At 71.2% G+C, this 26,477-nt stretch carries 23 protein-coding genes; 6 read left to right on the forward strand and 17 right to left on the reverse strand.

The window, feature by feature from the left end; all coding sequences use genetic code 11:
• Positions 1-135: 135 nt before the first annotated feature.
• A complete protein-coding gene (locus JMF97_RS04510; RefSeq protein WP_013734826.1) occupies positions 136-729 on the reverse strand; it encodes a nucleotidyltransferase family protein in 594 nt (197 codons plus the stop codon).
• A gap of 289 nt (positions 730-1,018) precedes the next feature.
• Here JMF97_RS04510 and JMF97_RS04515 point away from each other — a divergent pair, with 289 nt between their 5' ends.
• Positions 1,019-1,738: an alpha/beta fold hydrolase gene (locus tag JMF97_RS04515; protein ID WP_013734827.1), complete on the forward strand. Its 720-nt coding sequence runs from the start codon at positions 1,019-1,021 to the stop codon at positions 1,736-1,738.
• Positions 1,739-1,752: 14 nt separating this feature from the next.
• Here the strand turns inward: JMF97_RS04515 and JMF97_RS04520 are convergent, their stop codons facing one another.
• From JMF97_RS04520 to JMF97_RS04550, 7 genes are all read right to left on the reverse strand, one after another.
• Positions 1,753-2,793, reverse strand: a complete 1,041-nt coding sequence (locus tag JMF97_RS04520; RefSeq protein WP_203220392.1) for a hypothetical protein — start codon at positions 2,791-2,793, stop codon at positions 1,753-1,755.
• Positions 2,790-3,287 carry a SigE family RNA polymerase sigma factor gene (locus JMF97_RS04525; RefSeq protein ID WP_203220393.1) on the reverse strand — a complete coding sequence of 166 codons (498 nt, stop codon included), beginning with the start codon at positions 3,285-3,287 and terminating at the stop codon, positions 2,790-2,792. Before JMF97_RS04525 ends, JMF97_RS04520 begins: the two co-directional genes overlap by 4 nt.
• 116 nt (positions 3,288-3,403) lie before the next feature.
• Positions 3,404-4,510, reverse strand: a complete 1,107-nt coding sequence (locus tag JMF97_RS04530; protein ID WP_203220394.1) for a hypothetical protein — start codon at positions 4,508-4,510, stop codon at positions 3,404-3,406.
• 85 nt (positions 4,511-4,595) lie between these two features.
• On the reverse strand, positions 4,596-6,272 hold the full coding sequence (locus tag JMF97_RS04535; RefSeq protein WP_203220395.1) for a bifunctional 3'-5' exonuclease/DNA polymerase: 1,677 nt from the start codon (positions 6,270-6,272) through the stop codon (positions 4,596-4,598).
• A gap of 67 nt (positions 6,273-6,339) precedes the next feature.
• Positions 6,340-6,729: a hypothetical protein gene (locus tag JMF97_RS04540; protein WP_233579338.1), complete on the reverse strand. Its 390-nt coding sequence runs from the start codon at positions 6,727-6,729 to the stop codon at positions 6,340-6,342.
• A gap of 27 nt (positions 6,730-6,756) precedes the next feature.
• Positions 6,757-7,137 carry a hypothetical protein gene (locus JMF97_RS04545; RefSeq protein ID WP_013734833.1) on the reverse strand — a complete coding sequence of 127 codons (381 nt, stop codon included), beginning with the start codon at positions 7,135-7,137 and terminating at the stop codon, positions 6,757-6,759.
• Between the two features lie 130 nt (positions 7,138-7,267).
• Entirely contained in the window at positions 7,268-8,140 is an 873-nt protein-coding gene (locus JMF97_RS04550; protein ID WP_203220396.1) for a sigma-70 family RNA polymerase sigma factor, read from the reverse strand.
• A gap of 144 nt (positions 8,141-8,284) precedes the next feature.
• Here JMF97_RS04550 and JMF97_RS04555 point away from each other — a divergent pair, with 144 nt between their 5' ends.
• A complete protein-coding gene (locus JMF97_RS04555) occupies positions 8,285-8,740 on the forward strand; it encodes a carboxymuconolactone decarboxylase family protein (RefSeq protein WP_203220397.1) in 456 nt (151 codons plus the stop codon).
• Positions 8,741-8,839: 99 nt separating this feature from the next.
• Here JMF97_RS04555 and JMF97_RS04560 read toward each other — a convergent pair whose 3' ends face one another.
• The 5 genes from JMF97_RS04560 to JMF97_RS04580 are packed head-to-tail and all read right to left on the reverse strand — an operon-like array spanning position 8,840 to position 13,919.
• On the reverse strand, positions 8,840-9,793 hold the full coding sequence (locus JMF97_RS04560; RefSeq protein WP_203220398.1) for a carbohydrate ABC transporter permease: 954 nt from the start codon (positions 9,791-9,793) through the stop codon (positions 8,840-8,842).
• 13 nt (positions 9,794-9,806) lie between these two features.
• On the reverse strand, positions 9,807-10,748 hold the full coding sequence (locus JMF97_RS04565; protein ID WP_013734837.1) for a carbohydrate ABC transporter permease: 942 nt from the start codon (positions 10,746-10,748) through the stop codon (positions 9,807-9,809).
• Between the two features lie 35 nt (positions 10,749-10,783).
• Entirely contained in the window at positions 10,784-12,187 is a 1,404-nt protein-coding gene (gene ngcE, locus JMF97_RS04570; protein ID WP_013734838.1) for an N-acetylglucosamine/diacetylchitobiose ABC transporter substrate-binding protein, read from the reverse strand.
• Positions 12,188-12,213: 26 nt separating this feature from the next.
• Positions 12,214-12,963, reverse strand: coding sequence for a sugar isomerase domain-containing protein (locus JMF97_RS04575; RefSeq protein ID WP_102657641.1), 750 nt, complete (start codon positions 12,961-12,963; stop codon positions 12,214-12,216).
• Positions 12,960-13,919: a MurR/RpiR family transcriptional regulator gene (locus JMF97_RS04580; protein ID WP_203220399.1), complete on the reverse strand. Its 960-nt coding sequence runs from the start codon at positions 13,917-13,919 to the stop codon at positions 12,960-12,962. The genes JMF97_RS04575 and JMF97_RS04580 overlap by 4 nt, the downstream gene beginning before the upstream one ends.
• A gap of 189 nt (positions 13,920-14,108) precedes the next feature.
• Between JMF97_RS04580 and JMF97_RS04585 the strand changes: the two genes are divergently transcribed.
• Positions 14,109-15,092: an N-acetylglucosamine kinase gene (locus JMF97_RS04585; protein WP_203220400.1), complete on the forward strand. Its 984-nt coding sequence runs from the start codon at positions 14,109-14,111 to the stop codon at positions 15,090-15,092.
• 920 nt (positions 15,093-16,012) lie between these two features.
• A complete protein-coding gene (locus JMF97_RS04590; protein WP_203220401.1) occupies positions 16,013-17,524 on the forward strand; it encodes an acyltransferase family protein in 1,512 nt (503 codons plus the stop codon).
• Here JMF97_RS04590 and JMF97_RS04595 read toward each other — a convergent pair.
• Both JMF97_RS04595 and JMF97_RS04600 read right to left on the reverse strand, forming a co-directional pair.
• Positions 17,496-18,986, reverse strand: a complete 1,491-nt coding sequence (locus tag JMF97_RS04595) for a CoA-acylating methylmalonate-semialdehyde dehydrogenase (protein ID WP_203220402.1) — start codon at positions 18,984-18,986, stop codon at positions 17,496-17,498. The genes JMF97_RS04590 and JMF97_RS04595 overlap by 29 nt on opposite strands.
• A 118-nt stretch (positions 18,987-19,104) precedes the next feature.
• Entirely contained in the window at positions 19,105-20,412 is a 1,308-nt protein-coding gene (locus JMF97_RS04600; RefSeq protein WP_203220403.1) for an aspartate aminotransferase family protein, read from the reverse strand.
• 321 nt (positions 20,413-20,733) lie between these two features.
• On the opposite strand from JMF97_RS04600, the gene JMF97_RS04605 reads away from it, so the two are divergent.
• The gene (locus tag JMF97_RS04605; RefSeq protein ID WP_498043304.1) at positions 20,734-21,801 is read left to right on the forward strand and encodes a hypothetical protein; all 1,068 of its coding nucleotides are present in this window, start codon (positions 20,734-20,736) and stop codon (positions 21,799-21,801) included.
• Positions 21,802-21,811: 10 nt separating this feature from the next.
• On the opposite strand, the gene murD is transcribed toward JMF97_RS04605, so the two are convergent.
• Positions 21,812-23,167 (reverse strand): UDP-N-acetylmuramoyl-L-alanine--D-glutamate ligase, encoded by a 1,356-nt coding sequence (gene murD / locus JMF97_RS04610; RefSeq protein ID WP_203220404.1) that lies wholly within the window; start codon positions 23,165-23,167, stop codon positions 21,812-21,814.
• Between the two features lie 89 nt (positions 23,168-23,256).
• On the opposite strand from murD, the gene JMF97_RS04615 reads away from it, so the two are divergent.
• Positions 23,257-24,612 (forward strand): MurL-like N-terminal domain-containing, encoded by a 1,356-nt coding sequence (locus JMF97_RS04615; RefSeq protein WP_203220405.1) that lies wholly within the window; start codon positions 23,257-23,259, stop codon positions 24,610-24,612.
• A gap of 60 nt (positions 24,613-24,672) precedes the next feature.
• Here the strand turns inward: JMF97_RS04615 and JMF97_RS04620 are convergent, their stop codons facing one another.
• Entirely contained in the window at positions 24,673-26,448 is a 1,776-nt protein-coding gene (locus JMF97_RS04620; RefSeq protein ID WP_203220406.1) for a PucR family transcriptional regulator, read from the reverse strand.
• Between the last annotated feature and the right edge of the window lie 29 nt (positions 26,449-26,477).

The following is a 26,477-nucleotide window of genomic DNA, read 5'->3' on the forward strand; positions in this document are numbered from 1 at the left end:
CCCCCGGGCCCCGAGCCCGTCGATCTTGCACTTTCTGTCCCCGCAAAGGTGTTATTTCGCCTATCTCGGCGACCAAAAGTGCAAGATCGACGGGGCTGGGGGGCGGGGTGGGGGGAGGGAGGGTGGGAGGGTGGGTTAGGCGGGGACGCGTTGTTCGGGGACGGAGAGGCCGTAGAGGGCCATGAGTTCGGGGGTGTCGACGCGGCTGCCGTCGGCGACGGAGTCGCAGGCGATGTCGACGATCTGGTCCTTGTGGGCCAGCAGGTAGGGGCGGGCACCGACGTCGGCGCTGGCCAGGGTGGCGATGCCGGCCCAGTGGCGGCGACCGAACAGCATGGGGTAGCCGCGCAGGCCGTTGTAGGTGGCGCAGACCAGCACGTCGGGGAAGGGCAGCGCGGTCACCCGGCGCACCGCGGCGGCGGTCAGTCCGGGCATGTCGACCGGCACCACCACCACTGCCTCGATCCGGTCGTCGTCGAGGCCGGCCAGGCCGGCGCGGATCGAGGAACCCACCCCGGTACCCCACGCGCGGTTGACCACCACCGTGGCGCGGTCCAGGTCAGCGGTCTCGCGCACCTGGTCGGCCGCGGCACCGAGAACGACCACGATGGGCCCGCATCCCGCCTCGGTCAGCGTGTCGATCATCTGGTCGACCAGGGGTTTGCCGTCCTGGTGCAGCAGGGCTTCCGGGCCGCCGATGCGGCGACCACCCCCCGCGGCGATGATCATTCCTGCGATCCGGTTCAGAGCCGGGCTCCCTCCCACGTGGGGCGGCCTGGCCCCGGCCGTCCCCTTCCTGCGCACACCGATTGCAACGACTGGTGCCAAAGGAGGGTGGCGGGGCAAATCGCATAAATTGGGTATCCTTCGCCAATTGCTCATCCGGCGGAGTGCTCCTAGCGCAACGTCGCGCCGGCTGTTCGTAATCTTGGCGATTCGCTCCGCGGGTCGACGGGGCTGGGAGACAGTGCGGGACAAGGGTTACCGCCCGCCGCCCACCCGATACCTGGAGGTTGACGTGAGTGACGTGTCGCCGCCCGAACCGGCCCGCAACGTCGTACTGGTGCACGGCGCGTACGCCGACGGATCGTCCTGGTCCGACGTGATCCCCATCCTTCAGCGGGCCGGGCTGAACGCCACCGCGGTGCAGAACCCGCTTACCTCGTTGGCCGACGACGTGGCCGCCACCCGACGCGCGCTCGACCGCCAGGACGGTCCGACAGTGCTGGCCGGTCACTCCTGGGCCGGCACCGTCATCACCGAGGCCGGTGACCACCCGAACGTCAGCGCGCTGGTCTACGTGGCCGCCCGGGCACCGGACGTCGGCGAGGACTACGCCGCGCTCGCCGCCAAGTATCCGACCCCACCGGCCAACGCGGGACTCGTCCACCATGACGGCTTCGCCCAGCTCAGCGAAGAGGCATTCCTCGCCGACTTCGCCGGTGGGGTGGACGAGGCCCGCGCCCGGGCCCTCTACGCGGTGCAGGGGCCGATCGCCGGTGACCTGTTCAAAGCCCGTACGACCACCGCCGCCTGGCGGGACAAACCCTGCTACTACTCGATCTCCACCCTCGACCGCACCACCGCACCCGAACTCGAACGGTTCCTGGCGCAACGGATGCACGCCACCACCATCGAAGTCGAGTCGTCGCACCTGGCGATGGTCACCCACCCCGAGGCGATAGCGGATCTGATCCTGAAAGCGGCGCAGGGCACGAAACAGCACAGCAGCAAATAGGGAGCGGGTCGGGCCTATCCGCCGGTGCTCACTGCCGGAGTCAGGACGACCTGCCAGGCACCGGTGACCTGCGCGGGTACGACCTCGATCCGTACCCGGTCACCGCGGCGCAGGTCGAGGTCGAAGTCACGCTTCCACTGGCCGTCCGCGTCGCCGTACATCTGGGCACCGGTCAACTGGTAGTCCCACCACTCGCCCACGGCGACCTGCACACCGGCGACCTGTACGCGCAGCAGACCGGGTGTCTGGGAAACCATGTCGATCGACGTGACCGTCGGCCAGTCCAATTCCGTGCTAACCGGGCGGGTCGGGTCGTCCGGGTCCGACCGGATGACGATGACGTTCTGGCACACCGCCTCGCTGCACCCGGCCGGCCACGACGCCTGGTTCAGCGGGGTGAGCACGCCCGGCCGGGGCGGCAGCGGATAGTCGTCGAACGGCATCCGCGCGCCGATGGCGAGCCCGACCTCCCCGCGCTCGGGGACCGGCACCCCCATTTCGCCCGCGTCGCCGGATTGATAGGCACCGGTGATGGTCAGCACGACGGTGGCCGGTTGGCCGACCGTGACGCCCAGACCCGCCCAGTCGGCCGGATGCAGGCTGCCGTCGTGGCACGTTCCGTCGGCGACGACCCGGCTTCCGACCCGCACCGTCCGCTCCACCGCGATGTTCTCGTCGACGCCGTCGCAGCGGGTGAAGATGACCAGGTCGAGCGTGGTCGGCACCACGGTCACCTCGACCTGACGCGCCGACAGCGGGGCACTGCGGGCGGCCACCACGCGGGCACCGTTCGCGTACTCCGGGAATCCCTCGATGGTCGGGGTCGGCGAGGGACTGACCGCAGGAGTGGGTGTCAGGTCCGGACGCAGTCCGGGGAGGACGAAGGTCACGGCCGCCGCCACGGCGACCCCGGCGGTGGCCCAGGCCGCGATCCGCCGCCGACGACGCGCGCGCACCTTGGCGCGTACGCCATGCAGCCGGGACCGGTGCACGGCCTGCTCGGCCGTTTCCCGGGAGCGCTCGTCGAGCACCCGCTTGAGATCGGTCAGGTTCATCGCGGCATCCCTTCCGGAGCCAGCGTTTCGTCCAGTCGCAGCTTGGCCAGCGCCCGGCTGGCCTGGCTCTTGACCGTGCCGACCGAGCAGCCGAGCGCCTCAGCGATCTCGTGCTCGGACAACTCCTCGAAATAGCGCAGCACCAGGACGGCCCGCTGCCGGCGCGGCAGCCGCCCCAGAGCCCGCCAGAGCTGGTCGCGGTCGTCGAAGCCGGTCTGCGGATCCGCCGCCACCCTCACCTCGGGAAGCTCGGCCGTGGGCAGCTCTCCGCGCCACCGCCGCCGCCACCAGGAGGCGTACGTGTTGACGATGATCCGTCGCACGTACGGCTCCGGGTCGCCGTCGATGCGCCGCCACGCCTCCCAGGCCCGCGCCAGCGCGGTCTGCAACAGGTCCTCGGCCAGCGTCCAGTCCCGAGTGAGCAGGAAGGCGGTACGCAGCAACCGCGATGACCGGGTCGCGACGAAGTCGTCGAAACCCTCCGGTGTGTTCACCCGTGCCCGCCCTTCCCCCGCAAGACGCCTCACCGGTAGTACCGGCCGCATCCGAGGAAAGGTTGCCTGGCACGGTGATCCGGTTCGCCACCCGGACCCCCGGCACCGCCCGCGAGCTACCGCCCGTCGCGGCGGATGACGCGCCGCAGCCGGCGCTTCACGCCGCCGGCCGCCCGGTTCTTGAGCCGGGTGAGGACGTCGTCGGGCTGCTGCTCCGCCCGCTCGTCGAGGGTGTGGGCGTGGCCGAGCAGGTCGACGATGGTCTCGATGGCGACGTCGAGCAGGTGATCGTCGTCGACGGCATCCGGGGTGCCGGCGGGCGTCAGCTTCGCCGGACGCAGGTCGTCCAGGTCGCCGACGATCTGGCAGGGGTAGTCGCGCAGTTCCTTGATCTGCGCCTCGGCCAGGTCCAGCACCCAGTCGGCCCGGTCCAGGCCGATGCCGAAGCGCTGCTGGTCGGCCCGCTGTTTGAGCACCGCGTCGACGAGGTGGCGGTGCACCACCCGTCGGTAGGGGGTGCGTAGCGGGTAGCGGTCGCCCAGCTTCCGGTTGACCCGGCGCAGCAGTTCGATCTCGACGGCGCCCAGTGACGGGTTCGCGGCCGGTACGGTCAGCTCGCACCGTCCGTCGTCGATGCCGACGATGCCGGCGAAGCGGTGCCACAGCACCTCGGGCGGGGCACCCGGTGCCGGCACGGTCACCAGATGTCGTCGTTGTGCGGGCACCAGGTCACCCCAGCGGCGCAGCATCCGTACCGCGGTGTGGTTCTCCCAGAAGACCTCGCACCGGCCCTCTTCGACCGCCCGCAGGAACTCCTCGAAACGCCATCCGCTGCGGGCCCGCACGCTCTGCTGCCAGAACGACGGGAAGGTACGCCACAGGTCACGTCCCACCACGATGACGTGGATCTCGCCCGCGCCGAGACTCGCCACCGCCCGGGCCGCCTGCTCGCCGGTGGCCGCGCCCAGCCCCTCGTTGCTGATGATCACGTCGCCGGGCCACTGCCGGGCCTTCTCGGCCAGCCGATCCCAGGTCCAGTACACCTCGGGGTCCCGCCACGGTGCGGCCCGCAGGTCGGCCATCGCCTGGTCCTGCGCCACCGCGCTGCCCGGCAACAGGATGCCCGTCTGCGCCAACCGGTCGCGGTTGCTCCAGAGCACGTTCTGCACATAGGTGCTGCCGGTCTTCGGCGCACCGATGTGCAGGTACACGCGTCTGGCCATGCCGCCTCCTTCACCATGTCGATCGCGGTGGTCAGGTTGGCAGCCGGACATGAACAACACGCAAAGCGTGGGTGCGTCGGTTTGCTCAGGCCGCGTCGCCGTAGCACTCGACGATCGACAGGTCGAGCGGGAACCGCACCGGGGTGTCACCGAACAGCAGCACGGTGGCCCGTCGACCGGCCCGCTGCACCGCCTCGGCGACCCGCTCGGCCTGCTCGGCCGGGCAGTGCACGATGACCTCGTCGTGCTGGAAGAAGACCAGCTCGGCCTCGGTGCCGGCCAGTTCGCCGCGAAGCACCGCCAGCAGCGTCGAGGCCCACTCGGCGGCGGTGGCCTGGATGACGAAGTTGCGGGTGAACCGACCCCGCGACCGCGCCGCCCGGGCCCGGGGCGACTGCGGGTCGCCGGCCGCGTCCGGATCGGCCGCCCCCTCGTCGGTGGCGAACCCCGCCGAACCCGGCGGGCAGGTACGCCCCAGCCACGAACGCACCAACCCACCCGCCTCACCGGTACGCGCCGCCGCCTCGACGTAACCGAACGCCGTCGGATAGTTGCGCCGCAGCACCGCCAGCGCCGGCACCGCCTCCCCGCCGGTCTGCCCGTACATCGCGCCGAGCAGGGCCAGCTTGGCCCGACCCCGGTCACCGCCGAACGCGTCCCGGGCCAGCGCCTGGTAGAGGTCACCGGTCGCGCCGGCGGCGGCCAGCCGGGCGTCACCGGAGACCGCAGCGAGCACCCGGGGCTCCAGTTGGCCCGCGTCGGCCACCACGAACCGCCAGCCCGGGTCGGCCATCGCCGCACGGCGGATCACCTTCGGGATCTGCAACGCGCCACCGCCGCGGGTGGCCCACCGGCCCGACACCACCCCGCCGGGCACGTACTCCGGCTGGAAGCGGCCGTCACGGACCCAGGCGTCCCGCCAGGCCCGGCCGTGCGCCGTCCAGATCCGGTACAGCTCCTTGTATTCCAGGACCAGTGGCACCGCCGGGTGGTCGACCCCGCGCAGCACCCAGGACCGGGTGTTGGGCAGGTCGATGCCAGCACGGGCGAACGCCCGCAGCAGCTCGGCCGGGGAATCGGCGTGCACCTGTCGTACGCCGAACGCCTCGGCGATCTGCGCGGCGAGGTCCGCCAGCCGGCGTGGTGGGCCACCCACCGGGGAGGGCTCCCCGAGCAGTTCGGCCAGTATCGCGTCGTGCACGTCGGCCCGCCAGGGCAGCCCGGCCGCCCCCATCTCGGCGGCGATCAGCGCGCCGGCCGACTCGGCGGCCACCAGCAGGCGGAACCGGCCGGGATGCCCGGTGGCCGCGATGCGGTCGAGCTGGTCGGCGTACACGCGGGTCAACGCGGTGATGCCGGGGCCCGGCGGCCCGGGCACGGCGTCGAAGAGTGCGGCCTGCCCGGCCCCGGGTGGGGCGGGGGCACGCGGCGGCGGATCGGGTGGCACCGGTGCGCCGGTCAGCCGGGCCCAGGCCGCCGCCAGGGAACGCGGCTCGCCCCAGCGGCCGGCGTGGCCGAGCAGCAGCGACTCGGTCAGCTCGACGTCGTGGCAGCGCTCGACCCGGACCCCGGCGCGCAGCAGGGTGGGGTAGAGGGTCGCGCCACAGGCCCAGACCCAGCGGGGCCGGTCGGCGGCCTCCCGTGCGGCGACGACGGCGGCGAGGTCGGTGACGGGTTCGGGCTGGCCGGCGCACTGCCCGTCGGCGCGCAGCGGGCACAGCACGCCCGCACCGCCCTCCCCCGCCACCACCGCGACCAGCACACCCCCATCCTGCCCGTACCCACCGACACGCTCGCGCGTCTCGGTCCGTCCGGGAGGTGCTACGGGATCACCACACGCAGGGCTGCGTGTGGACCTTCACGTTCGTCACGATCCCGGGCCAGTACGTGTCCTGCCCGTTGCCGGGGGTGAGACAGATGGTGAAGGGGCCCCACGGCGAGTCATGCTGCCAGCGGAAGGTGATGTCGACGTTGCGAGAGGTGTTGTTGTAGAACAGGTATCCCGGGATCTCGCCGGACCAGTCGGTGTTGGTCGTCAGGGCCGGCGTCATCCATTCGTTCCATTCGGGCCAGAGGCAGAACACGCCCTGCGGGCAGTTCCCGGACGGCCACATTCCGTCTGAGGCCTGGGCGGTTGCCGCCGAGGCGGGCGGGGCGGTGGCCAGCACGCCTGCGACAGCCGCGGCGACAGCGAGGGACTTGAGCATGGTCTTCAGCACGATTCACCTACTTGTCGTAGTGGGGATTCACCGGCAGTTGCGCGTGTGGAAGACCACCCTCGTCACGGTCATCGGCACGTACAGGTCCGCGTCGCCAGGGGTGGCGCAGACGGTGCCGGCGTAGGACGTCCCCGGCAGGTACCAGTCGATGTCGACGTTGCGGGAGGTGTAGTTGTAGAAGTTGAACACCGTGACGCTGCCGGACCAGTCGGTGGTGGTCACCAGGGAGGGCGTCGCGGTGGGCCCCTCCGGCGGGTGGTCCCAGTTGGGCCAGCCGCAGAACGTGCCCGGCAGGCAGTTTCCGGGCAGATATCTCCCCCACCCCGACTCGGCGGTTGCCGCCGAGGCGGGCGGGGCGGCGACCAGCACGCCTGCGACGGCCGCGGCGGCAGCGAAGCGTTTGAGCATCCTTCACCTGCTTTCCGTGAGACAAGTATCGATGCCCATCGAACTTACTCGTTAAGATATTGACGAGTCAAGAACCTGGTGTGATCCGCTTACCGACAGCGAAAAGCGCCACGACCTGACCGCGTTCGCGTCAGGTGACCCACGACGGGACGATCTGAGCCAGCCAGCTCGGGGCGGTCAGGGTGCGGATCGCCGTGATGACACCGCTGGTGACCGTGAAGGCCATGACCGTGACAGGCCGCCGTTCGACTGTGACCAGGACACCTGGAACGCCGTCCACGATCGCCGGATGTATCCGGGCGTCCGGGCGCGCGAACATCGTCGCTCGGCCCGCCACCACAGACGCGCCACGCACGACGACGTTCAGTTCGGGGCCGCGTGCCCGCATCTCGACGTCGGGGGCGAGGACGGCCAGCAGTGCGGCGACGTCACCCCTGCCCGCCGCCGCGAAGAACGCCTCGATGATGTCCCGGGCTGCGCTCTGGGAACCGGCCGGCGGCACACCGAGCCGCAGCCGTCCTCGGGCCCGGCTGGCGAGCATCTTGGTGGCGGCGGTGCTGCGGCCGAGGATGGCCGCGATCGACTCGAACGGGATCTCGAAGACGTCGTGGAGCACGAACGACACCCGCTCCGCCGGAGTGAGGGCGTCCATCACGACGTACAGCGCAAGGCCGACGGACTCGGCCAGCACGGCTTCTTCCTCCGGGTCCATGCGTGGGCCCGTCACCGCCTCCCACGGCAGCGAGCCGAGCTCGAACTCGAGCGGCTGCTCGCCTCGGACCCTGCGCTTGCGTAATGCGTCCAGACAGATCCGGGTGATCACCGTGGTGAGCCAGCCACGCAGGTGCTCGATCTCATCTCCACCGGTGCGGGCCAGCCGCAACCACGCCTCCTGAACGGCATCGTCCGCGTCCGCAGCCGAGCCGACCATCCGGTACGCAAGCGCGTGCAGGTAGCAGCGGTGGCTGTCGAACTGCGCGGCGAGCTGTTCTTCCTCGGTCACGGTTCTCCTCGGCGGACGGCGTTGTCACCACCATGACGTGGCGCACGCCGGTGAGGTAACGCCGGAGCCGGTGTTACCCCCCACCCCGGCCAGACGTCGTAGTGCCGTCCATCGACGATCCGACCACCTGTTCCTGGAGGAGACATGACAGCACGTGTCCAGAACGCGGCGAGCCAACCCGACCTCACCGCCGGCATTCAGCAACTGTTCAAGCAGGTGTACGCCGGCGGTGTGCCGCGTCACACGCTGGAGTTGGTGCACCTGCGAGTGAGTCAGATCAACGGCTGCAGCGCCTGTGTCGACGCCGGTGCCACAAGCGCGGCCAAAGCCGGTGTCCGCCACGAGAAGCTGCTCACCCTCGCCGCCTGGTACGACAATCCGCTCTTCGACGACGCCGAGCGGGCCGCGTTGGCGCTCGCCGAGGCCGCAACCCGGCTCGCCGACCGGCCTGGCGCGGTCACCGACGACATCTGGGCCGACGCCGCGAAGCACTACGACGAACGGCAGCTCGGAGCACTGGTGCTGATGGTCGGCATCACCAACCTTTTCAACCGCATCAACACCACCCTCCGGGTCCCCGCCGGGACAAGCTGGGACTGACACCTGACCGCGAAGCGGAACCGTTTCGGCGGAATGGCGGTCTTCCGCCCGCGCAGAACCCGCCATTCCGCCGAAACGGAGTTGATCAACCGGGTCCCGTTACTTGCTCACGCCGGCGGTGAGGCCGGACTGCACCTGACGCTGGAAGACGATGTAGACGATGAGCACCGGCAACATCGCCATGGTGACCCCGGCGAACAGGCCGGACCAGTCGGACTTGTAGCCCTGGTTGACCGAGAGCTCGATCAGGCCCTGGGAGATCACCTGGTTCTTCGGCTCGCCGGCCACCGACTGCATCAGCAGGGTCGGCAGGTACCACTGGTTCCACTGGCCGAGGACGTTGAAGATGCCGATGCTGATCAGGCCGGGCTTGGCCATCGGCAGCATGACGCTGAAGAACATCCGGCTGTGCGACGCCCCGTCGACCAGGGCCGCCTCGGCGATCGCGTTCGGCAGGGTACGGAAGAACGAGTGCATGAAGAAGACGGTGAACGCCAACGACCAGGCCACGTAGACCAGGATCAGCATGAGGTGCTTGTTCGGGCCGAGGAAGGGCAGCGTGACGCCCATGTTGTAGACGCCCTTGAACAGCGGCACCGCGGCCAGGTAGACCGGCAGGGTCAGCCCGGACAGGAACATGTAGTAGATCAACCGGTTGCCGGGGAAGTCGTAGCGGGCCAGCACGTAGGCGGCCATCGAGCCGAGCAGCATGGTGAGGAAGACGCTGCCGGTCAGCACCAGCACGGTGTTGAGGAAGAAGTCGCCGATGTGGCCCTCGGTCCAGGCCCGGGTGAAGTTGCCCCACTGCAACGTCTCGGGGAACAGCGACAGCGGCTTGCGGATGACCTCCGAGTCGGTCTTGAGCGCCGACATCACCACCCACAGCAGCGGGTAGACCACCATGATCGCCCAGACGGCCAGGAAGAGATGCGAGAAGCCGTTGAAGATCTTCGCCCCGGCGCGGCTGCCGCCGACGGCGGTGCGTGGGCCCGGCGTACGGTCCGGCGGTGGGGCCTGGTCGGACCCGGCCGGGATGTGGGTCACCGTGCTCATCGTCGGTGTCTCCTCAGTACTCGATGCGCTCACGACGGGTGATCCGCAGCTGCAACGCGGCCAGCAGGATCGTGAAGATCGCCAGGGCCACCGCGATCGCGCAGGCGTAGCCGAACTGGCCCTTCTGGAAGGCGTTGAAGTTGATCACCGACGCGAAGATCTCGCTGGCGTGGTTCGGGCCGCCCTGGCTGGGCGTCATGACGTAGACGAGCGCGAACATGTCCAGCGCGATGAAGCCCAGGTAGACCCAGGCCACCGAGACGGTGTCGCGCAGCAGCGGCAGGGTGATCCGGAAGAAGGTGTGGAAGCGGCCCGCGCCGTCGAGGATGGCCGCCTCGTAGATGTCCTTCGGGATGGACTGCATGGCGGCGGAGAACAACACCATGTAGAAGCCGGCGCCGCTCCAGACCGCGATCACCAGCAGCCACCACAACACCGCCGGTACGCCGAGGAACGGCTCCGGGTCGTACACGAAGGTGATCGGGTCGTCCGGGTCGACCAGACCGATCTTCATCAGTACGCCGTTGATCAGCCCCTGGCCGTCCGCGCGGTAGATTTGTTGCCACATCACCGCGATGACGACCAGGGACAGCACCTGCGGGAAGAAGAAGATCACCTTGTACAGGCCGGAGCCGAAGACACCCCGGATGCCGGCCTTGTCCTCGCGTCCGCCCACGTTGAGCAGGAACGCGAGGAACAGGGCCAGCGCGATGGTGAACAGCGGCACGGTGACCAGGAAGAAGACGTTGTGCCAGAACGCCTTTCTGATCAGCTCGTCGGAGAACAGCCGGAGGTAGTTGTCCAGCCCGACGAACTGTTGCCGGTCGGAGTAGCCTCCCCAGTCGGTCAGCGAGTATCCGGCCGCCTGCAGGAAGGGCCACACCACGTAGAAGAGGTACAGCCCGACCGGCAGCGCCAGAAAACCCGTGACGAAACGCGCAACACCGTGCCGCATTTCCGCTCACTTCCTCGTTCGGTCAGATCGGGATGTCACGCGTTGCGGGTCTGCTTCTTGATCGACGAGTCCTTGGCCACCTTGTCGGCGGCGGCCTGCATCTTGTCGACGAACTGCGCGGCGGTGACCCGACCGGCCATCAGCTCCTGGGAGAGGTTCTGGCTCTCCTTGTCCAGGTCGGCGTAGAAGTCCCAGAACTTGGTCGAGATCAGGTCCTTCGGCGCGTTCTTCATCAGCTCGTTGGCGCTGGCCAGCGTCGGGTCGTCCACGTTGTCGCCGGAGCCCGCGGTCGAGGCGAGCGACTTGGTCAGCTCGGCGAACTTCGCCGAACCGGCCTTGGAGAGCACCGCCCGCAGGAACTCCTTCGCCGCCGCCTTGTTCGGGGCCTTGCTCGGCACCACGATGTTCTCGCCGGCACCGGCGTAGACGTCGTTGGGGGCCTTGTCGGTGGCACCCAGACCCCAGTAGTCGGAGATCTTCATCTCGAAGCCGGGCGGGATGGTCGCCGCCATCTCGTTCTTCAGCCAGGTGCCGACCTGGATGAAGGCAGCCTTGCCGTCCAGCCAGGCCTGCTGCGACTGGGTGTGGTCGAGCCGGCCGGGCAGCACCAGCTTGTCCTTGACCACCTTCTCCCACTGCTCCAACGCGGGCAGCACGCCCTCGGCCCGCCAGGCGTTCTCCTTCAGGTTGTCGATGTCGATGACCGCCTGCTTACCTGCCGACTTCCAGATGGTGGCCATCAGCGCCCAACGCGGGTAGTAACCGTGCACGGCGTCGTACACGTACGGTGCCATGCCCTTGGCCTTGATCTTCGGGGCGAGGGCGAAGAACTCCTCGAAGGTCTTCGGCGGCACCCAGCCCTCCTTGCTGAACAGGGCGGCGTTGTACCAGTTGCCCCAGACCGTGTAGGCGAGGTTGACCACGTAGAACTTGCCCTGGAAGGTGCCGTCGGCGACGGTGCCCGGCAGCAGGGTGTCGGCCACGGTCCCCGGGCTGTCCCAGGCGGGGGCGGCGAGCAGGTCGTCCAGCGGCTCGATGGCGCCCTCGTTGACCAGGGTGCTGACGTCCATCATGTCGGCGCCCGAGTTCATCACCACGTCGCTGGGCGTGGTCGCCATCTTCGGCTGCTCTTCGGTCTTGATCTTCTGGGTGGAGCTCATGTTGACCGTGACGGTCGGGTGCTTGGCGTTGAAGATCGCCTTGTCTTCCTGCGCCCAGGCGTCACCCAGGCCACCGTTGAAGATGACCACCTTGACGGCGCTGTTCTCCTGCACGCCGAAGGGGTTGTCGTTGCTCTTCTCCCCGGTGTTGTCGGTGCTCGGGCTCGGCGTGCTGCCGGCGCAGGCGCTGAGCAGACCCGCGGCGGGGGTCACCAGGAGACCCGCGGCCGCCGCGCGGCGCAGCAGGGTCCGGCGGTTGAGATCGGGGTTAACGGACATCGTTCGTCTCTCCTTGTGGTGTCGGGTCAGGCGGTGCGCCGGAGACGCCCGGCGTACCGCGACTCGAGGGCGAGGTTGTGCGCGTCCCCACCGGGGACGTTGGCGGAGAGGTAGATAGGGGGCACCTCTCCGACCTGGTGGAACCGTCGTACGACCTCCGCGGTCAACAGCTGCGCCAGCAGCGCCGAGGTGACCGAGGAGACCGCACAGACCGCGCCGCCGCCCTCGAGCGGCAGCAGTGCGTCGCCGTACGGCGCGCCGTTGTCCAGCACGACGTCGGCGAGTTCGACGAGCCGCCGACCGGACGGATGGCGCGGAGCGACCCGACCGGTGTGCTCGACCGAGGTGACCGCGATCAAGGGGTGACCGCGTCCGGTGGCCAGCAGGGCAAGTTCGACAACCGACCCGTTGATGCCGGACTGGGACGCCACCACGAACACGTCCTGTGGCTGCGGTGCGGCGATCTCGTAGAGCTGGTGGGCGACGGCCGGATCGCGTTCCAGCTTCGGGTCGGTGAGCACGTCGCGTGGGGCGTCGCCGTGCAGGACAAGGTCGTGCAGGCTGAGCCGGTTGGCGGGGACCAGCCCGCCGGCCCGGGCCACCAGCTCGGCGGCGAACGCCTCGGAGTGCCCGGCGCCGAACGCCTGGAGCACCCCGCCGGCCCGCAGGCTGTCGGCGATCAGGTCGGCGGCCCGGCCGAGTGGTTCGGCACCGGCGTCGACGATGTGGTCGAGCACCGGCCGGACGGCGTCGGCGTACCCCTGGGCACTGATCATGCGGTGGCTCCCCTCGCGGCCTTGTGCCCGTCGACGGCCTGGGCGGTACGCCGGAAGGCCGCGTGGGCGCGGTCGTGGGTGCGCTGGGCGACCGCGATGTAGAGCAGGTCCAGCACGACCAGTTGCGGGTGCCGGGCCGACAGCGCGTCCGGGCGGAAGGTGGTGGCCTGGCTCGCGGTGAGCAGCACGATGTCGGCCAGCTCGGCCAGCGGGGAGCGGCGGAACCCGGTCAGCGCGACGGTGATCGCGCCTCGGCTGCCGCCCTCGGCGAGCATCTCGATGGCCTCCCGGGTCTGACCGCTGTGCGAGATGCCCAACGCGACGTCGCCCGGCCGCAGCAGCGCGGCGGCGGCGAGCCCGGAGTGCACGTCGTTCCACGCCCACGCGGCCACCCCGATGCGGTGCAGGCTGAACTGCATCTCCTCGCCCACCAGGGCGCTGCCGCTGGCACCGAAGATGTTGACCCGGCTGGCCCCGGCGATGGCGACCGCGGCCCGTTCCACCTCGCCGAGGTCGAGCAGGGCGGCGGTGTCGTGCATGGCTCGGGTGTCGGCCACGATGATCTGCTCCAGCACCCGCTCCAGCGGGTCGCTCGGCTGGATCTCGCGTCCGATGTCGACGCTCCAGCCCGCCGAGCGGGCCCGGCCGGTTTCGGCGGCGATGCCCAGTCGCAGGTCGGCGTAGCCCTCGAAGCCCATCGCCCGACAGAACCGGGTGACTGTGGCCGGTGAGGTGCCGCTGCGTTCGGCCAGCTCGACGATGGTGGCGCGGGCCGCCGCCTCCGGGTCGCTGAGCACATGCTCGGCGACGCGACGCAGCGCGCCGGTCAGCTCGTCGACACCGGCCCGTACCCGGGCCAGCACGCCGTCGGAGGCGACGCCGACCCCTCGCCGGTCGACCCCGTCGGCATCGGCCACCGCGGTGCCCGCGGAGGTGTCCGCCTCGTGATCAACCATGGGACGCCTTTCCGAAAAGACTGTTAACTGTTAGTGGTAAAAGTTCTTACTGAAGCCACCTCCATGTCAAGACCGTGGGCGAAGTTTTCAAACTGTTACCTGGGACATTCCGGCCCCGACAGTTGCGTACAGCGCCCCGGCCAACGACCGTGACCAGCCTGAACGCACATCGATCAAGGAGGTGGGACGGTGTCCGGCAGCGTCGTGGTCGGCCTCGACGTCGGCGGTACGTCCACCCGCGCGCTCGCGGTGACTCTCGACGGTGACCGCCTCGGCACCGGCCGCGCCGGCGGCGGCAACCCCACCAGCCACGGTGCCGCCCACGCCGCCGAGCAACTCCTGATCGCGCTACGACAGGCCCTCACCGACGTCGACCCGACCCGCGTCCGGGCCGGCGTGATCGGGCTGGCCGGAGCCGGCCGACTACGCGCCGACCCCGCCGCCCGGACCGCCGTCGACCACGCCTGGACCGCCGCCGGACTACGCTGCCCGTACGCCGTGCACGGCGACGCCCTGATCGCGTACGCCTCCGGCACGGCCGACCCCGACGGCACCATCCTCATCGCCGGCACCGGCGCCGTCGCCGCACAGGTACGCGACCTGCGGCTGGACCGCGCCGCCGACGGGCACGGCTGGCTGCTCGGCGACGCCGGCTCCGGCTTCTGGCTCGGCCGACAGGCGGTACGCCGACTGCTCACCGCCCTCGACACCGGCACCGACCCCGGCGACCTGGGCCGACGCGTGCTCACCGAACTGACCGGCTCGGCCGAGGTGGCCCCCCACCCCCGGGTCACCGTGGACACCCTCATCCAGACCGTCACCCGCCGCCCACCGGTCGAACTGGCCCGCCTCGCCCCGCTCGTCCTCGACACCGCCGCCGACCCCACCGCCGCCGCGCTGATCGCCGAGGCCGCCGCCCTGCTGATCGCCACGCTCGGGCGGATCCGTCCCCCCGACGACGTACAGGCCCTGGTGCTCGGCGGTGGCCTGCTGACCGGCGACAACCCGCTGGCCGCCTCGGTGTACGCCCAGGCCCGCCGACGCTGGCCGCACGCACCGATCGTCCCCGCCGGCGACGGCGCCGCCGCAGCGGCGTGGCTGGCTGCCCGCGACCTACCCGAGGCCACCGACCCGACCACCCTCCACGCCCGCCTGGTCCCACCCACCCCCTGACCCCGCGCCCACTCACACCCTGACCGCGCCCACCCCCTGACCGCAGCTGCCCTCAGCCCGCGCCCACCCACACCGCGCCGCCCCCTGACCGCGCCCACCCACACACGCGCGCAACCCTCACATGCGCGCAGCCACCCGCACGCGCGCAGCCCTCACACGCGCGCAGCCACCTGCATCACGCCGTCAGAACTGCCACGTCGCAGTTGCGGGGAGGCCCTTGACGTGGTCGACGCCGAGACAGGACAGGCGACGCCGCGCGGATGGGATCCGCCACGCCGCCAGAACCACGCCTAATCGCCGCGACAGGTGTCACTGCGCGTAGAAACGCGTGCCAGGCTGTCAAGATCACGCTCGATGTGGGATCGAGTGGTGTCGGAGACGATGGCATACCACTCGATCCAGGATCGAGCGTGACCTTGAAGGCCCCGCGCGGGAACTCTGCCCTGGCGCCCCAGGCCGGGCACCCCCGCCCTAGCACCCCCGCCCTAGCACCCCCGCCCTAGCCTCCGCCACCCCTCACACCCCCCGCCCTGACCTCCGCCACCCCTCACAGCCCTGGGCCTGACCTCCGCCACCCCTGACACCCCCGCCCTGACCTCCGCCACCCATGGCAACCCCCGCCTCGACCTCTGCCACCCCTCACACCCCCGCCCTGACCTCCGCCACCCAGGGCATCCCTGCGCGGGCTTCCCCTACGCGGGCACCCCGCCGAGGGCCGGGCTGGCCGCGGGCTCGGGGTGGAAGGGCGTCGGCGGGCACTGTTGCGTGGGTTGAAGCAGAGCAAAGGGCCTGCAGGGGGCATGGCCGGGTTGGTGGGAGGCCAGAAGGGTGACGGTCGTGGCGGCCTGCTCAAGGGCGTGACGCCAACCGGGCACCGGCATCGCCTCGGATGATCATGACGGCTCGCATACGCTCGGTGCATGCGCCGGTTGGCCCGACTCGCCGCACGGACGCCGGCCGACCGCGAGCGCTATCTCGATTTGCTCCGGGCCCTGGCGATCGTGCTGGTCGTTTTCGGTCACTGGATGATCGCCACCATCTACTACGGCCCGCACGGGCGGCCCGACGGGCACTCGGCTCTGCCGGCGATACCGTGGGCCTATCCACTGACCTGGATCGTCCAGGTCATGCCGGTGTTCTTCCTGGTCGGCGGGTACGCCAACGCCGCCTCCCTCGCATCACAGCGGGCTCGGGGCGGGGACGCCACCGGATGGCTGCTCGGGCGCAGCGCCCGGCTGTTGCGGCCGACCACCGCACTGGTGCTGGTGCTCGCCGGCAGCGCCCTGATCGCCCGGCTGGTCGGTGCCGAGCCGGGTCAGGTGCGTACGGTGGTCTGGTTCGCGACCGTCCCGCTGTGGTTCCTCGCCGCCTACCTCGCGGTGGTGCCGCTGACCCCGGTGATGTACGCGCTGCACCGCCGCTTCGGGTTGGCGGTGCTCGCGGTCCTGGCGCTGCTGGTCGCGCTGGGTGACCTCGGCCGCGCGTTCGGTCCGGCCGACCTGGCGCTACCCAACTACCTGTTCGGCTGGCTGGCCATCCACCAGGTCGGCTTCGCCTGGTACGACGCCCGCCGGGGCAACTGCCAACCGACAGGTGGCTTCGCCTGGGTCCGGACCCGCTGCCTGCCGATGTCGCGGCGGGCGGCGTTGCTGATGATCGCGGGTGGGCTGGCCGTGGCGGTGCTGCTCACCGGACCGGGACCGTACCCGGTGAGCATGATCAATGTGCCGGGTGAGCGGCTGGACAACGCCGCCCCGCCCAGCGTGGTGTTGCTTGCCGTGGCCACCGCCCAGCTCGGGCTGATCCTGCTGCTGCGGGACCGGGCCGAACGGTGGCTGCACCGCAGTCGACCGTGGCAGGCGGTGATCGGCGTCAACTCGGTCGTGCTCACCGTCTTCCTCTGGCACCTCAGCGCGGTGATCCTGCTGGTGGGTGCGTTGGACGCGCTCGGGGTGCTGCCCACCCCGGCAGCCGGAACGGGAGCCTGGTTCGCCTGGCGGCTGCCCTGGCTGCTGATGCTGAGCGCGGTGCTGGCCGTACTGGTCACGATCTTCGGCCCGATCGAAGCCCGCACCGGCCGCTCAACAGCGACCCGACACCAGCCCACCGACCCGCAGTCCACCAGCCAGCACCGACCGGACAGCGGGCAGCGCCACCGCATGGATCAACCGCCCAACAGCCGGCAGCCCGAGCAACGCAAGGGCGGAGCCGACCGTCCGGGGGGAGCCGGACGGTCGCGCCGGTGGGCGGTGGCCCGGGGCGCGACCGCCGTCGCCGGTTACGCGGCCGTGGTGTACGCGATGGCGGCCAACAGCGTCGCCGCGAAGACCGCGCCGGACCCGTTCGGCCTGCCGGTGGCCGCGTTGGTGGCGTACCTGGTCGGGGCGGGTGCGCTGCGGCTGCTCAGGTCTGGGTGGGGAAGCCGAGGTTGACCCCGCCGTGGCGGGGATCGAGCCAGCGGCTGGTGACCACCTTGCCCCGGGTGAAGAAGGCGACGCCGTCCGGGCCGTGCGCGTGCAGGTCACCGAAGAGCGAGGACTTCCAGCCGCCGAACGAGTAGTACGCCATCGGCACCGGGATCGGCACGTTGACGCCGACCATGCCGACCTCCACCTCGTGCTGGTAGCGCCGGGCGGCACCGCCGTCGTTGGTGAAGATCGCCGTGCCGTTGCCGTACGGGCTGGCGTTGACAAGTGCCACCGCTTCGTCGTATGAGGCGACCCGCAGCACCGACAGTACCGGCCCGAAGATCTCGTCCGTGTAGATCGACATGTCGGGGGTGACGTGGTCGAACAGGGTGGGGCCGAGCCAGAAGCCGTCCGGGTCGCCGTCGGGGGTCACGTCGCGGCCGTCGATCACCGGCACCGCGCCGGCGGCCACCCCGGCGTCCACATAGGAACGTACCCGGTCTGCGTGCGCGGCGGTGACCAGCGGACCCATGTCGCAGCCGCGCCGACCGTCGCCGGTACGCAGGCCGGCCATCCGCTGCGCGATGCGCGCCACCAACTCGTCGGCGACCGGTTCCACCGCCACCAGCGCGGAGATCGCCATGCACCGCTCCCCCGCCGAACCGAACCCGGCGTTGACCGCCGCGTCGGCGGCCAGGTCCAGGTCGGCGTCGGGCAGCACCACCATGTGGTTCTTCGCCCCGCCGAGCGCCTGCACCCGCTTACCGGCCATGGTGGCGCGCTGGTACACGTACCGGGCGACCGGGGTGGAGCCGACGAACGACACCGCCTTGACCGCCGGGTGTTCCAGCAGCGTGTCGACCGCCTCCTTGTCGCCGTTGACCACGTTGAGCACCCCGTCGGGCAGGCCGGCCTCGGCGAACCATTCGGCCAGCAGCAGGGCCGCGCTCGGGTCCTTCTCGCTCGGCTTGAGCACCACGGCGTTGCCCGCGGCCACCGCCACCGGGACGAACCACAGCGGCACCATCACCGGGAAGTTGAACGGGCTGATCACCGCGACCACCCCGAGCGGTTGGCGCAGACTGTACGAGTCGACCTCGGTGGAGACGTTCTCGCTGTAGCCGCCGCGCAGGGCCGAGGGGATGCCGCAGGCGTACTCGATGACCTCCAGGCCGCGTTGCACCTCGCCGGCGGCGTCGGCGAGCACCTTGCCGTGCTCGGCGGTGATCACCTCGGCGAGCCGGTCGCGGCGGGCGTGGACCAGCTCGCGGAAGGCGAACAGCACCGCGGTCCGCTTGGCCAGCGAGGCGTCCCGCCAGCTGCGGGCCGCCCGCTCGGCGGCCTCCACCGCGACCGCGACGTCCGTGGCGGAGGCCAGCTCCACCTGCGCGGTACGCCGACCGGTGGCCGGATCGAAGACGTCACCACGGCGCGCCGAGCTGCCGCTGACCCGCTTGCCGTCGACGAAGTGCCCGATGAGGTTCATGCTGAACAGCCTTTCGTTCGCGACTGCGGGGCTCGCAGAACCGGCTCACTCCTCGCGCTCACGGATGCCTCCTTCGTTCGCGACTGCGGGGCTCGCAGAACCGGCTCACTCCTCGCGCTCACGGGGCCACCGCCTCGGCGGCGCAGGAGCGGATCGCCTCGACCAGGATGGCCAGACCCTCGCGGGCCTCGTCCTCGGTCAGCGTCAGCGGCGGTCCCATCCGCAGCACGTTGCCGTGGAGGCCGCCCTTGCCGACCAGCAGGCCACCGGCCCTGCACGCCTCGAAGACGCCGGCGGCCAGTGCCGCGTCCGGCTCGGCGGTGCCCGGTCGGACGAACTCGACGCCGAGCATCAGGCCCTTGCCCCGTACCTCGGCGACGCAGTCGAGGCCACCCACGGCGGCGCGCAGGCCGTCGACGAGGATCGCGCCGGTGCGGGCGGCGTTGGCCTGGAGGTCGTGGTCGAGCAGGTAGTCCAGGACCGCGTTGCCGGCGGCGGTGGAGACCGGGTTGCCGCCGAAGGTGGAGAAGCTGATCGCCGGCACCGACTCCATCACCTCGGCCCGACCGACCACGCCGGCCAGGGCGAAGCCGTTGCCGATGCCCTTGGCGAAGGTGAGCAGGTCCGGGGTGACGCCGTGCGCCTGGTAACCCCAGAAGTGTTCGCCGGTACGCCCCCAACCGGTCTGCACCTCGTCGGAGACGAGCAGGATGCCGTGTTCGTCGAGGACCTTCTTCCAGGCGGCGAACAGCCCGTCGGGGCCGTGTACGAAGCCGCCGACGCCCTGGATCGGCTCGGCGAGCAGGCAGGCCACGTCCCCGCTGGTCTGGGTGGCGAGCACCTCCCGCAGGTCCTCCACCGCCGCGTCGATCCGGTCGGCCTCCGGCAGTCGGGACAGCAGACCGCGCAGCCGCTCACCGGAGTGCAGCCAGGCCACCTGCAGCGGGTTGAGCTGGCTTGCCGACCAGCCCCGGTTGCCGGTGATGCCCATCGTCGCGTACGACCGGCCGTGGTAGCTGTTGCGGACCGCGAGGACCTGGTGGGAGCGGCGGAAGTTGGTGGCCATCAGCAGCGCGGCCTCGTTGGCCTCGGTGCCGGAGTTGGTGAAGAAGACCCGCGCGTCCGGGATGCCGGACAGGCGGGCGATCTTCTCGGCCAGTTCGACCTGCTGACGGATCAGATAGAGCGTCGAGGTGTGCACGATCCCGGTGGCCAGTTGCCGCTGCACCGCCTCCCGGATCTCGGGGATGTCGTACCCGATCATGTTGGTCAGCACCCCGCCGAAGAAGTCCAGGTAGGTGCGGCCCTGCGCGTCGGTGACCCGGCGGCCTTCGCCGGAGACCACCTCGATCGGATCGGCGTAGTAGAGCAGCATCCAGGACGGAAGCACGGCCCGGTGTCGAGCCAGCAGGTCGTCGGAGGTCATCGTCGCCCCTTCGGTTCGCGGTACCGGCACGCTTTCACCACCGTCGCTGCCCGGACAAGAGTCAACGTGTCGCGGATGGACCCACACTCCCTGACACAACGTCAACGCTTTCCGTGGCGCTTCGGTCGCATCGCCGCGCTTCCGGTGGCCGCATCGGGCCACGGGCCGCGTTTTCCGTTGCCAGCCCGGCCAACACCTCGTTACTGCGACGGGGTGCCGCCGTCGGCCGGTAGCATCCGATCCGTGTCTGAGTGTGCCGTTCCGTCGCCCGGCACCACCGACCCCAACCGCTCGTCCCCGGCACCGCCGAGCACCCCGACCGTGCCCCTGCCGCAGGCCGCCTGGGCCGCTGAGACCGGCAGAGCCAGCGGGACCGGCAGATCCAGCGGGACCGGCAGGGCGGCTGAGACCGGCGGGGATGTGCGCGTGGACGGCATCGCCGGCTGGGTCGGCAGTGCCCCGCTACGCGGGCTGGTGGCGCACTTCGGTGGGCGATGGCCACGCGGCGATCTCGGCGCGGTGCTCGCCGGGTTGGACGACTTCTCCGCCCGGTGCTGGGACTTCCGCGCCGGCCGGGAACGCCCCGAGGCCCGGGAACCCACCCTCGACCCGGCCACCGTCGAGTTGGTGTACCGCTGCGCCGACGCGCTCGGCCTGGTCCGCGCCCGGCCACCGGCCCGCAACCGGTACGCCCATCTGGTGGTGCTGGGCGGCCTGGCGCACGCCTGCCTGCGCCGGGTCGCGTACGCCGGGCATCTGCTGCGCACCGGGGTGGACGTCGCCGGCGAGGTGGCGGTGCTGGGCAGCTTCCGGCCGCTGTCCGAGGTGGAACGGCGTACCCTCGCCGAGGTCGGGGTGACCGGCTGCGACACCGAGGTCGACGCGCTGGACGCGGCGGTACGGCGTACGTTCGCGGTGTCCACGCCGGAAACCGAGGACGGCCTGGATGCCGACCACCCGCACCACTCCTGGTCGTCACGCACCTACCGGCCCGCCGGGCAGCCGCCGGTGCGGGTGCTGGCCGCCCCGTCGAGCGAGCCGGAACGCCGCCGCGCGCACACCGCCGACACCCAGCGCTTCTGGGCCGAGCACGCCCAACTCGCCCGCGCCGACGACGTACTGCTGGTCACCGCACCGATCTACGTACCGTTCCAGCACTGCGACGCCCTACGCACCCTCGCCCTGCCGTACCACTGCGAGGTCGACACGATCGGCGTCGACCCCACCCTGCCCGACCTGACCCAGCTACCCGAGCCGACCCCCACCCCCGGCCGCTACCTCCAGGAGATCCGCTCCACCATCCGCTCCCTCCGCACCCTCCACACCACCCTTGTTGATCATGAGGTTAGCGGCAGTGAATCAGGACAAAATTCCCGGCCAACCTCATGATCAACAAGGGTCAGGGGTGGGTGGGGGCGGTGGCTCGGACGGCTTGGGCAAAGACCTCCGAGCGGTGTTCGAAGTTGCGGAAGCGGCCGTAGCTGGGGGCGGCCGGGGAGAGGAGGACGACGCCGCCGGCCGGGGTGACCTGGCGGGCCAGTTGGACGGCGGTGGTGAGGTCGTCGACCAGGTCGGTACGCACCTTCGGCAGGCCGGCGAGCGCTTCGATGATGCGTGGGCCGCTGTCCGGGATGCCGATCACGGTCAACTCCCGCTCGGCCAGGTGCTCCCGCAGCGGGGTGTAGTCGACACCTCGGTCGTTGCCGCCGACGATCACGGTCAACGGCCGTCCCTCGTACGCGTCGATGGCGTGAATGGCCGCGTACGGGCTGGTGGCCAGGGTGTCGTCGACGAAGGTCAGGCCGGACGGGTCGACGATCTCGGTCAGCCGGTGGGCCAGCCCCTGGAACTCGGCCACCGCCACGGCCAGGGCGTCCTTGCGGCCGACGATGTCCACACCGAGCGCGTCGAGCACCGCCAGGGCGACGCAGAGGTTGCCCTCGTTGTGCCGGCCGACCAGCGGCAGCACCGCCCGGGGGAACAGCGGCCGGTCGACCAGGTGGAACCAGGGGGTACCGTCCGGCCCGCCGGCCACGTTCACCGACTCCGCGGTGCCGGCGCGGATCGCCGCCCGGTCGCCCAGCTCGAACGCCAGCCGGGGGTCGGCGCCGTTGACCACCACCGTGCGCGGCCCGTACGCGATCAGGTTGAGTTTGTCGCGGTAGTACTCCCGTTCGCCGCCGTGTGCGTCGAGGTGCTCGGGGAACAACGCGGTCACCACCGCCACCCGGGGCGAGTCGGTCAGGTCGCTGCACTGGTAGCTGGACAGCTCCAGCACGTACAACTCCGCCTCCGGCAGGTCGAGCGTCGGTACGCCGATGTTGCCGCCGAAGACGTTGGGCCGGTCCATCGCCGTCAACAGGTGGTGGATAAGGCTGGACGTGGTGCTCTTGCCCTTGCTGCCGGTCACCCCGACGGTGCGCTCCCCGTGGTCGGCCATCCACAACGCGGTGCCCTGGGTGATCGTGACGCCCCGGCGACGCAGCTCCACCAGCCACGGGTGGGTCTGCGGCACGCCCGGCGAGCGGACCACCACGTCGGCGGCGGCCAGCCGCGCGAAGCCCTCCTCGCCGGTGATCAGCGGGGCGGCCTCGGCCAGCGGCCCCTCCCACGGCAGCGTGAGGAAGTTCGCGCTGTCGTCCACGGCGACCAGGTCCGCCGGCCCATGGGCGGCGATCGCGATCACCGCGGCCCGGCCCTCCCGGCCGGCCCCCCAGACGGCGACGGTACGTCCGCGCAGGTCAGACAGGCGCACAACTTCTCCTCGGGGCGACGGCGGGCAGGGCACGTACACGGTCCGGCGGAGCCGGGCACGGCCGGACGAACCAGGGCCTAGTATGGCGTGTGCCCAACACGCAGCTGGCGCGGATGGACTCCTTCACCTTCCCGTCCTACTCGATCGACCTCTCCACCGGCGAGGCGCTGTTCGACTACGCGCTGACCGGCCCGGACGGCGAGCAGCGGTTCACCGAAGTGATCACGTTGCCGGTTCCCGAGCAGTCACCGTCGGACGCGGCCGTGGCGGCCCTCGGCCGGGTCCTGGAGCTGCTGCACGTGGTGGCCGGGGTCAGCTACTACAAGGCCGCCGCGCCGGGGCAGCTCGTGCTGCCGGCGCCGCTCGGCCCGGCCGCCGCCGAGTTCGTCACCGCCGTCTACACCAAGGGCCTGGCCGAGTACGCCTACCGCAACCAGCTGCCGTACGTGCTGGAGTTGACGCCGCAGATCCCGCCCGGCCGGGTACGCCCCGCCGCCGAGTACGACAACTCCGACCGGCGGCCGCTGTCTGCGGTGGGTGGCGGCAAGGACTCGATCGTCAGCCTGGAGGCGTTGCGCCGCGCCGGTCTCGACCCGGTGCCGTTCTCGGTCAACCCGAACCATGTGATCAAGGCGGTGAACGCCGCCTCCGGGCTCACCGCGCTGGCGGCGCGGCGACGCCTCGACCCGGTGCTGTTCGAGCTGAACGCGGCCGGGGCCCGTAACGGGCACATCCCGGTCACCGCGATCAACTCACTGATCGCGGTCGCCACGGCGGTGTTGCACGGCCTGGGCCCGGTGGTGATGTCCAACGAGCGCTCTGCCTCCGACCCGAACCTGATCTGGAACGGTCACGAGATCAACCACCAGTGGTCCAAGGGGGTGGCGGCCGAAGGGCTGCTGCGGGCCGCCCTGGCCGAGCACGCCGGGCTGACCGAGCCGTACTTCTCCCTGCTGCGCCCGTTGTCGGAGCTGCACATCGCCCGACTGTTCGCCACCATCGACCGGTACGACGACGTGGTGACCAGTTGCAACGCCGCCTTCAAGCTGCGCGACGCGAGCGAACGCTGGTGCCGCGACTGCCCCAAGTGCCGGTTCGTCTTCCTGGCGCTGGCGCCGTTCATGTCCCGCGAGCGGATCACCCACATCTTCGGCGGTGACCTGCTCGCCGACGCCACCCAGATCCCCGGGTACCGGGAACTGCTCGGCATCGACGGGCACAAGCCGTTCGAGTGCGTCGGCGAGGTCGAGGAGTCGGTGGTCGCGCTGAGCCTGCTCGCCCAGCAGCCCGAGTGGCGGGACACTGCGGTGGTGACCGCCCTGGTCGCCGCCCTGCCCGACACCGTCTGGGAGACCGCCGCCAGCTCCGACACCTTCACCCCGAGCGGCGGCCCCTCCTACGTGCCGCCCACCTACGCCAAGGCCCTGAACTCGCTCACCGCATAAGGGGCGGTGAGCGCCGCACCGCCACGCACAAGGGGCGGTGAGCGCCGCGCGGGGAGGGAGTCAGGGGGTGCGGATGGCGTCCAGGGCGAGCAGGGCGACGTGCAGGGAGAGGCAGGCGTCGACCGAGTCCAGGTCGACGTCGAGGATCCGACCGATGCGGGCCAGCCGTTCGTAGAAGGCAGGTCGGGACAGGTGCGCCGCCGAGGCCGCCGCCGACTTGTTCCGGCCCTGCTCCAGGTACGCGCGCAGGGTGCCGAGCAGTTGCTCGCGCGGATGCCGGGCGTCGTACGCCAGCAGGGCTCCCAGCTCGCGCTCGACGAACGTCTGCAGGCGCGGCTCGTCGCGCAGCAGGTGCAGCAGCCCGGCGAGCCCGACGTGCGGCAGCCGGAAGATCGGCAGGTCTCGTCGGTCCCGCCGGGCCGCCTCGGCGACCTGCCGGGCCTCGATGAGGGATCGTCCCGCCTCCCGCAGGCTGCTCACGCCCGAGCCGGCGGCGATGATCAGGTTGCCGGGGCGGCGCGACGCCGGGTCGGGCGGGCGGCTGTCGGGTCGGGTACGGCGCAGCGCGGCCGCGAACGCCGTCAGGGCACGCTCCTCCCCCGCCGCGTCGGCGAGAGCCAGCAGCACCCCGACCGCCTGGTCGTCGACCGCACTGGTCAGCCCGGTCAGCTTCGCCTCGCGCAGCGCCTGACCTACCGTCTCGGCGAGATCCCGCAGGCGGGCCGCCCCGGGTTCCACGCCGGCCAGGCCAGGATCACCACCCGGGTCAGCGGCCGGGCCGTTGTCTGCCGGGTCCTCACCGCGATGCCGCACCACCACCCCGACCAGGTGTCGGCGGTCCAGCGTCAGCCCCAGCGCCCGCGCCCGCAGGGCCACCTCGTCGACCGGCCGGGTGCGGTCCAGCAGCGCGGTGAGCAGGGTGCGGTGGATCTGCCGTTCCCACCCTTCGGCGTCGCGGCGGATCAGCCGCCCCAGGGCCAGGGTCGATGCGGCCCGCTCCACCAGGATGGTCAGCCGGGTCGGCGGCACGGCGAGGCCACTTACCGCGTCCGCTTTACCCGACTCGTCGTCGCCCGGTCCGCGCGGGTCGGCGCCGCCCGGGCTGAGGTCGACACCGCCCGGCCAGCGCAGCAGCAGTCGACCCCAGTCCTCGCCCCGGGCGCCGACCATGGTGACCAGCCAGCCGCTGTCCGGGTCGTACGCCGTACGCCCGGCGGGCCGGATCCGACGCGAGTGCTGCTCCCACCCGTCGAGCAGCAGTGCGGCGTTCTCCCGCGCCGGGTCGTAGGCGAGCACCTGACGGGACAGGTTCTCCAGCACCACCGGGCAGCCGGACAGCTCGGCGGCCTGCCGGATCACCTCGTCCGGTTCGGCGCCCTCCACCGACAGTTCGGTGAACCGCTGGTGGATCTCCTCGGTCGCCCGCAACTCGGTGAGCTGGGCGTCCACGATCAGGGCGTGCACCGCCTCGGTGATCCGTACGAACGGGGTGGCCCGGCGCAGCTCCACCAGCGGCAGGCCGTGCCGCCCGGCAGCGGCGGCCATCACCTTCGGTACCCCGGTGAGGTAGCGGCGACCGAGTTCGACCACCAGTCCGGAGACGCCGACACCGGCCAGGTCGGCGATGAACGCCCGCAGCCCGGCGTCGTCGGCCGGCAACCCGATGCCGGTGGTGAGCACCAGTTCGCCACCACCGAGCAGGGTGGCGATGTCGGGTACCTCGGCCACGTGCACCCACCGCACCGGCCGGTCCAGTCCCGCCTCTCCGGCGACCAGACGCGGGGCGCCACGACGGACCGGGTCAAGCGCCAGGACCTGACGGACGGTGGGGAACACCCGCGACACGTTACCGTCCGTGATTCCGC

Origin of the sequence: Micromonospora fiedleri (assembly GCF_016774385.1) — a bacterium.
In the GTDB taxonomy this organism is placed as follows: domain Bacteria; phylum Actinomycetota; class Actinomycetes; order Mycobacteriales; family Micromonosporaceae; genus Micromonospora; species Micromonospora gifhornensis.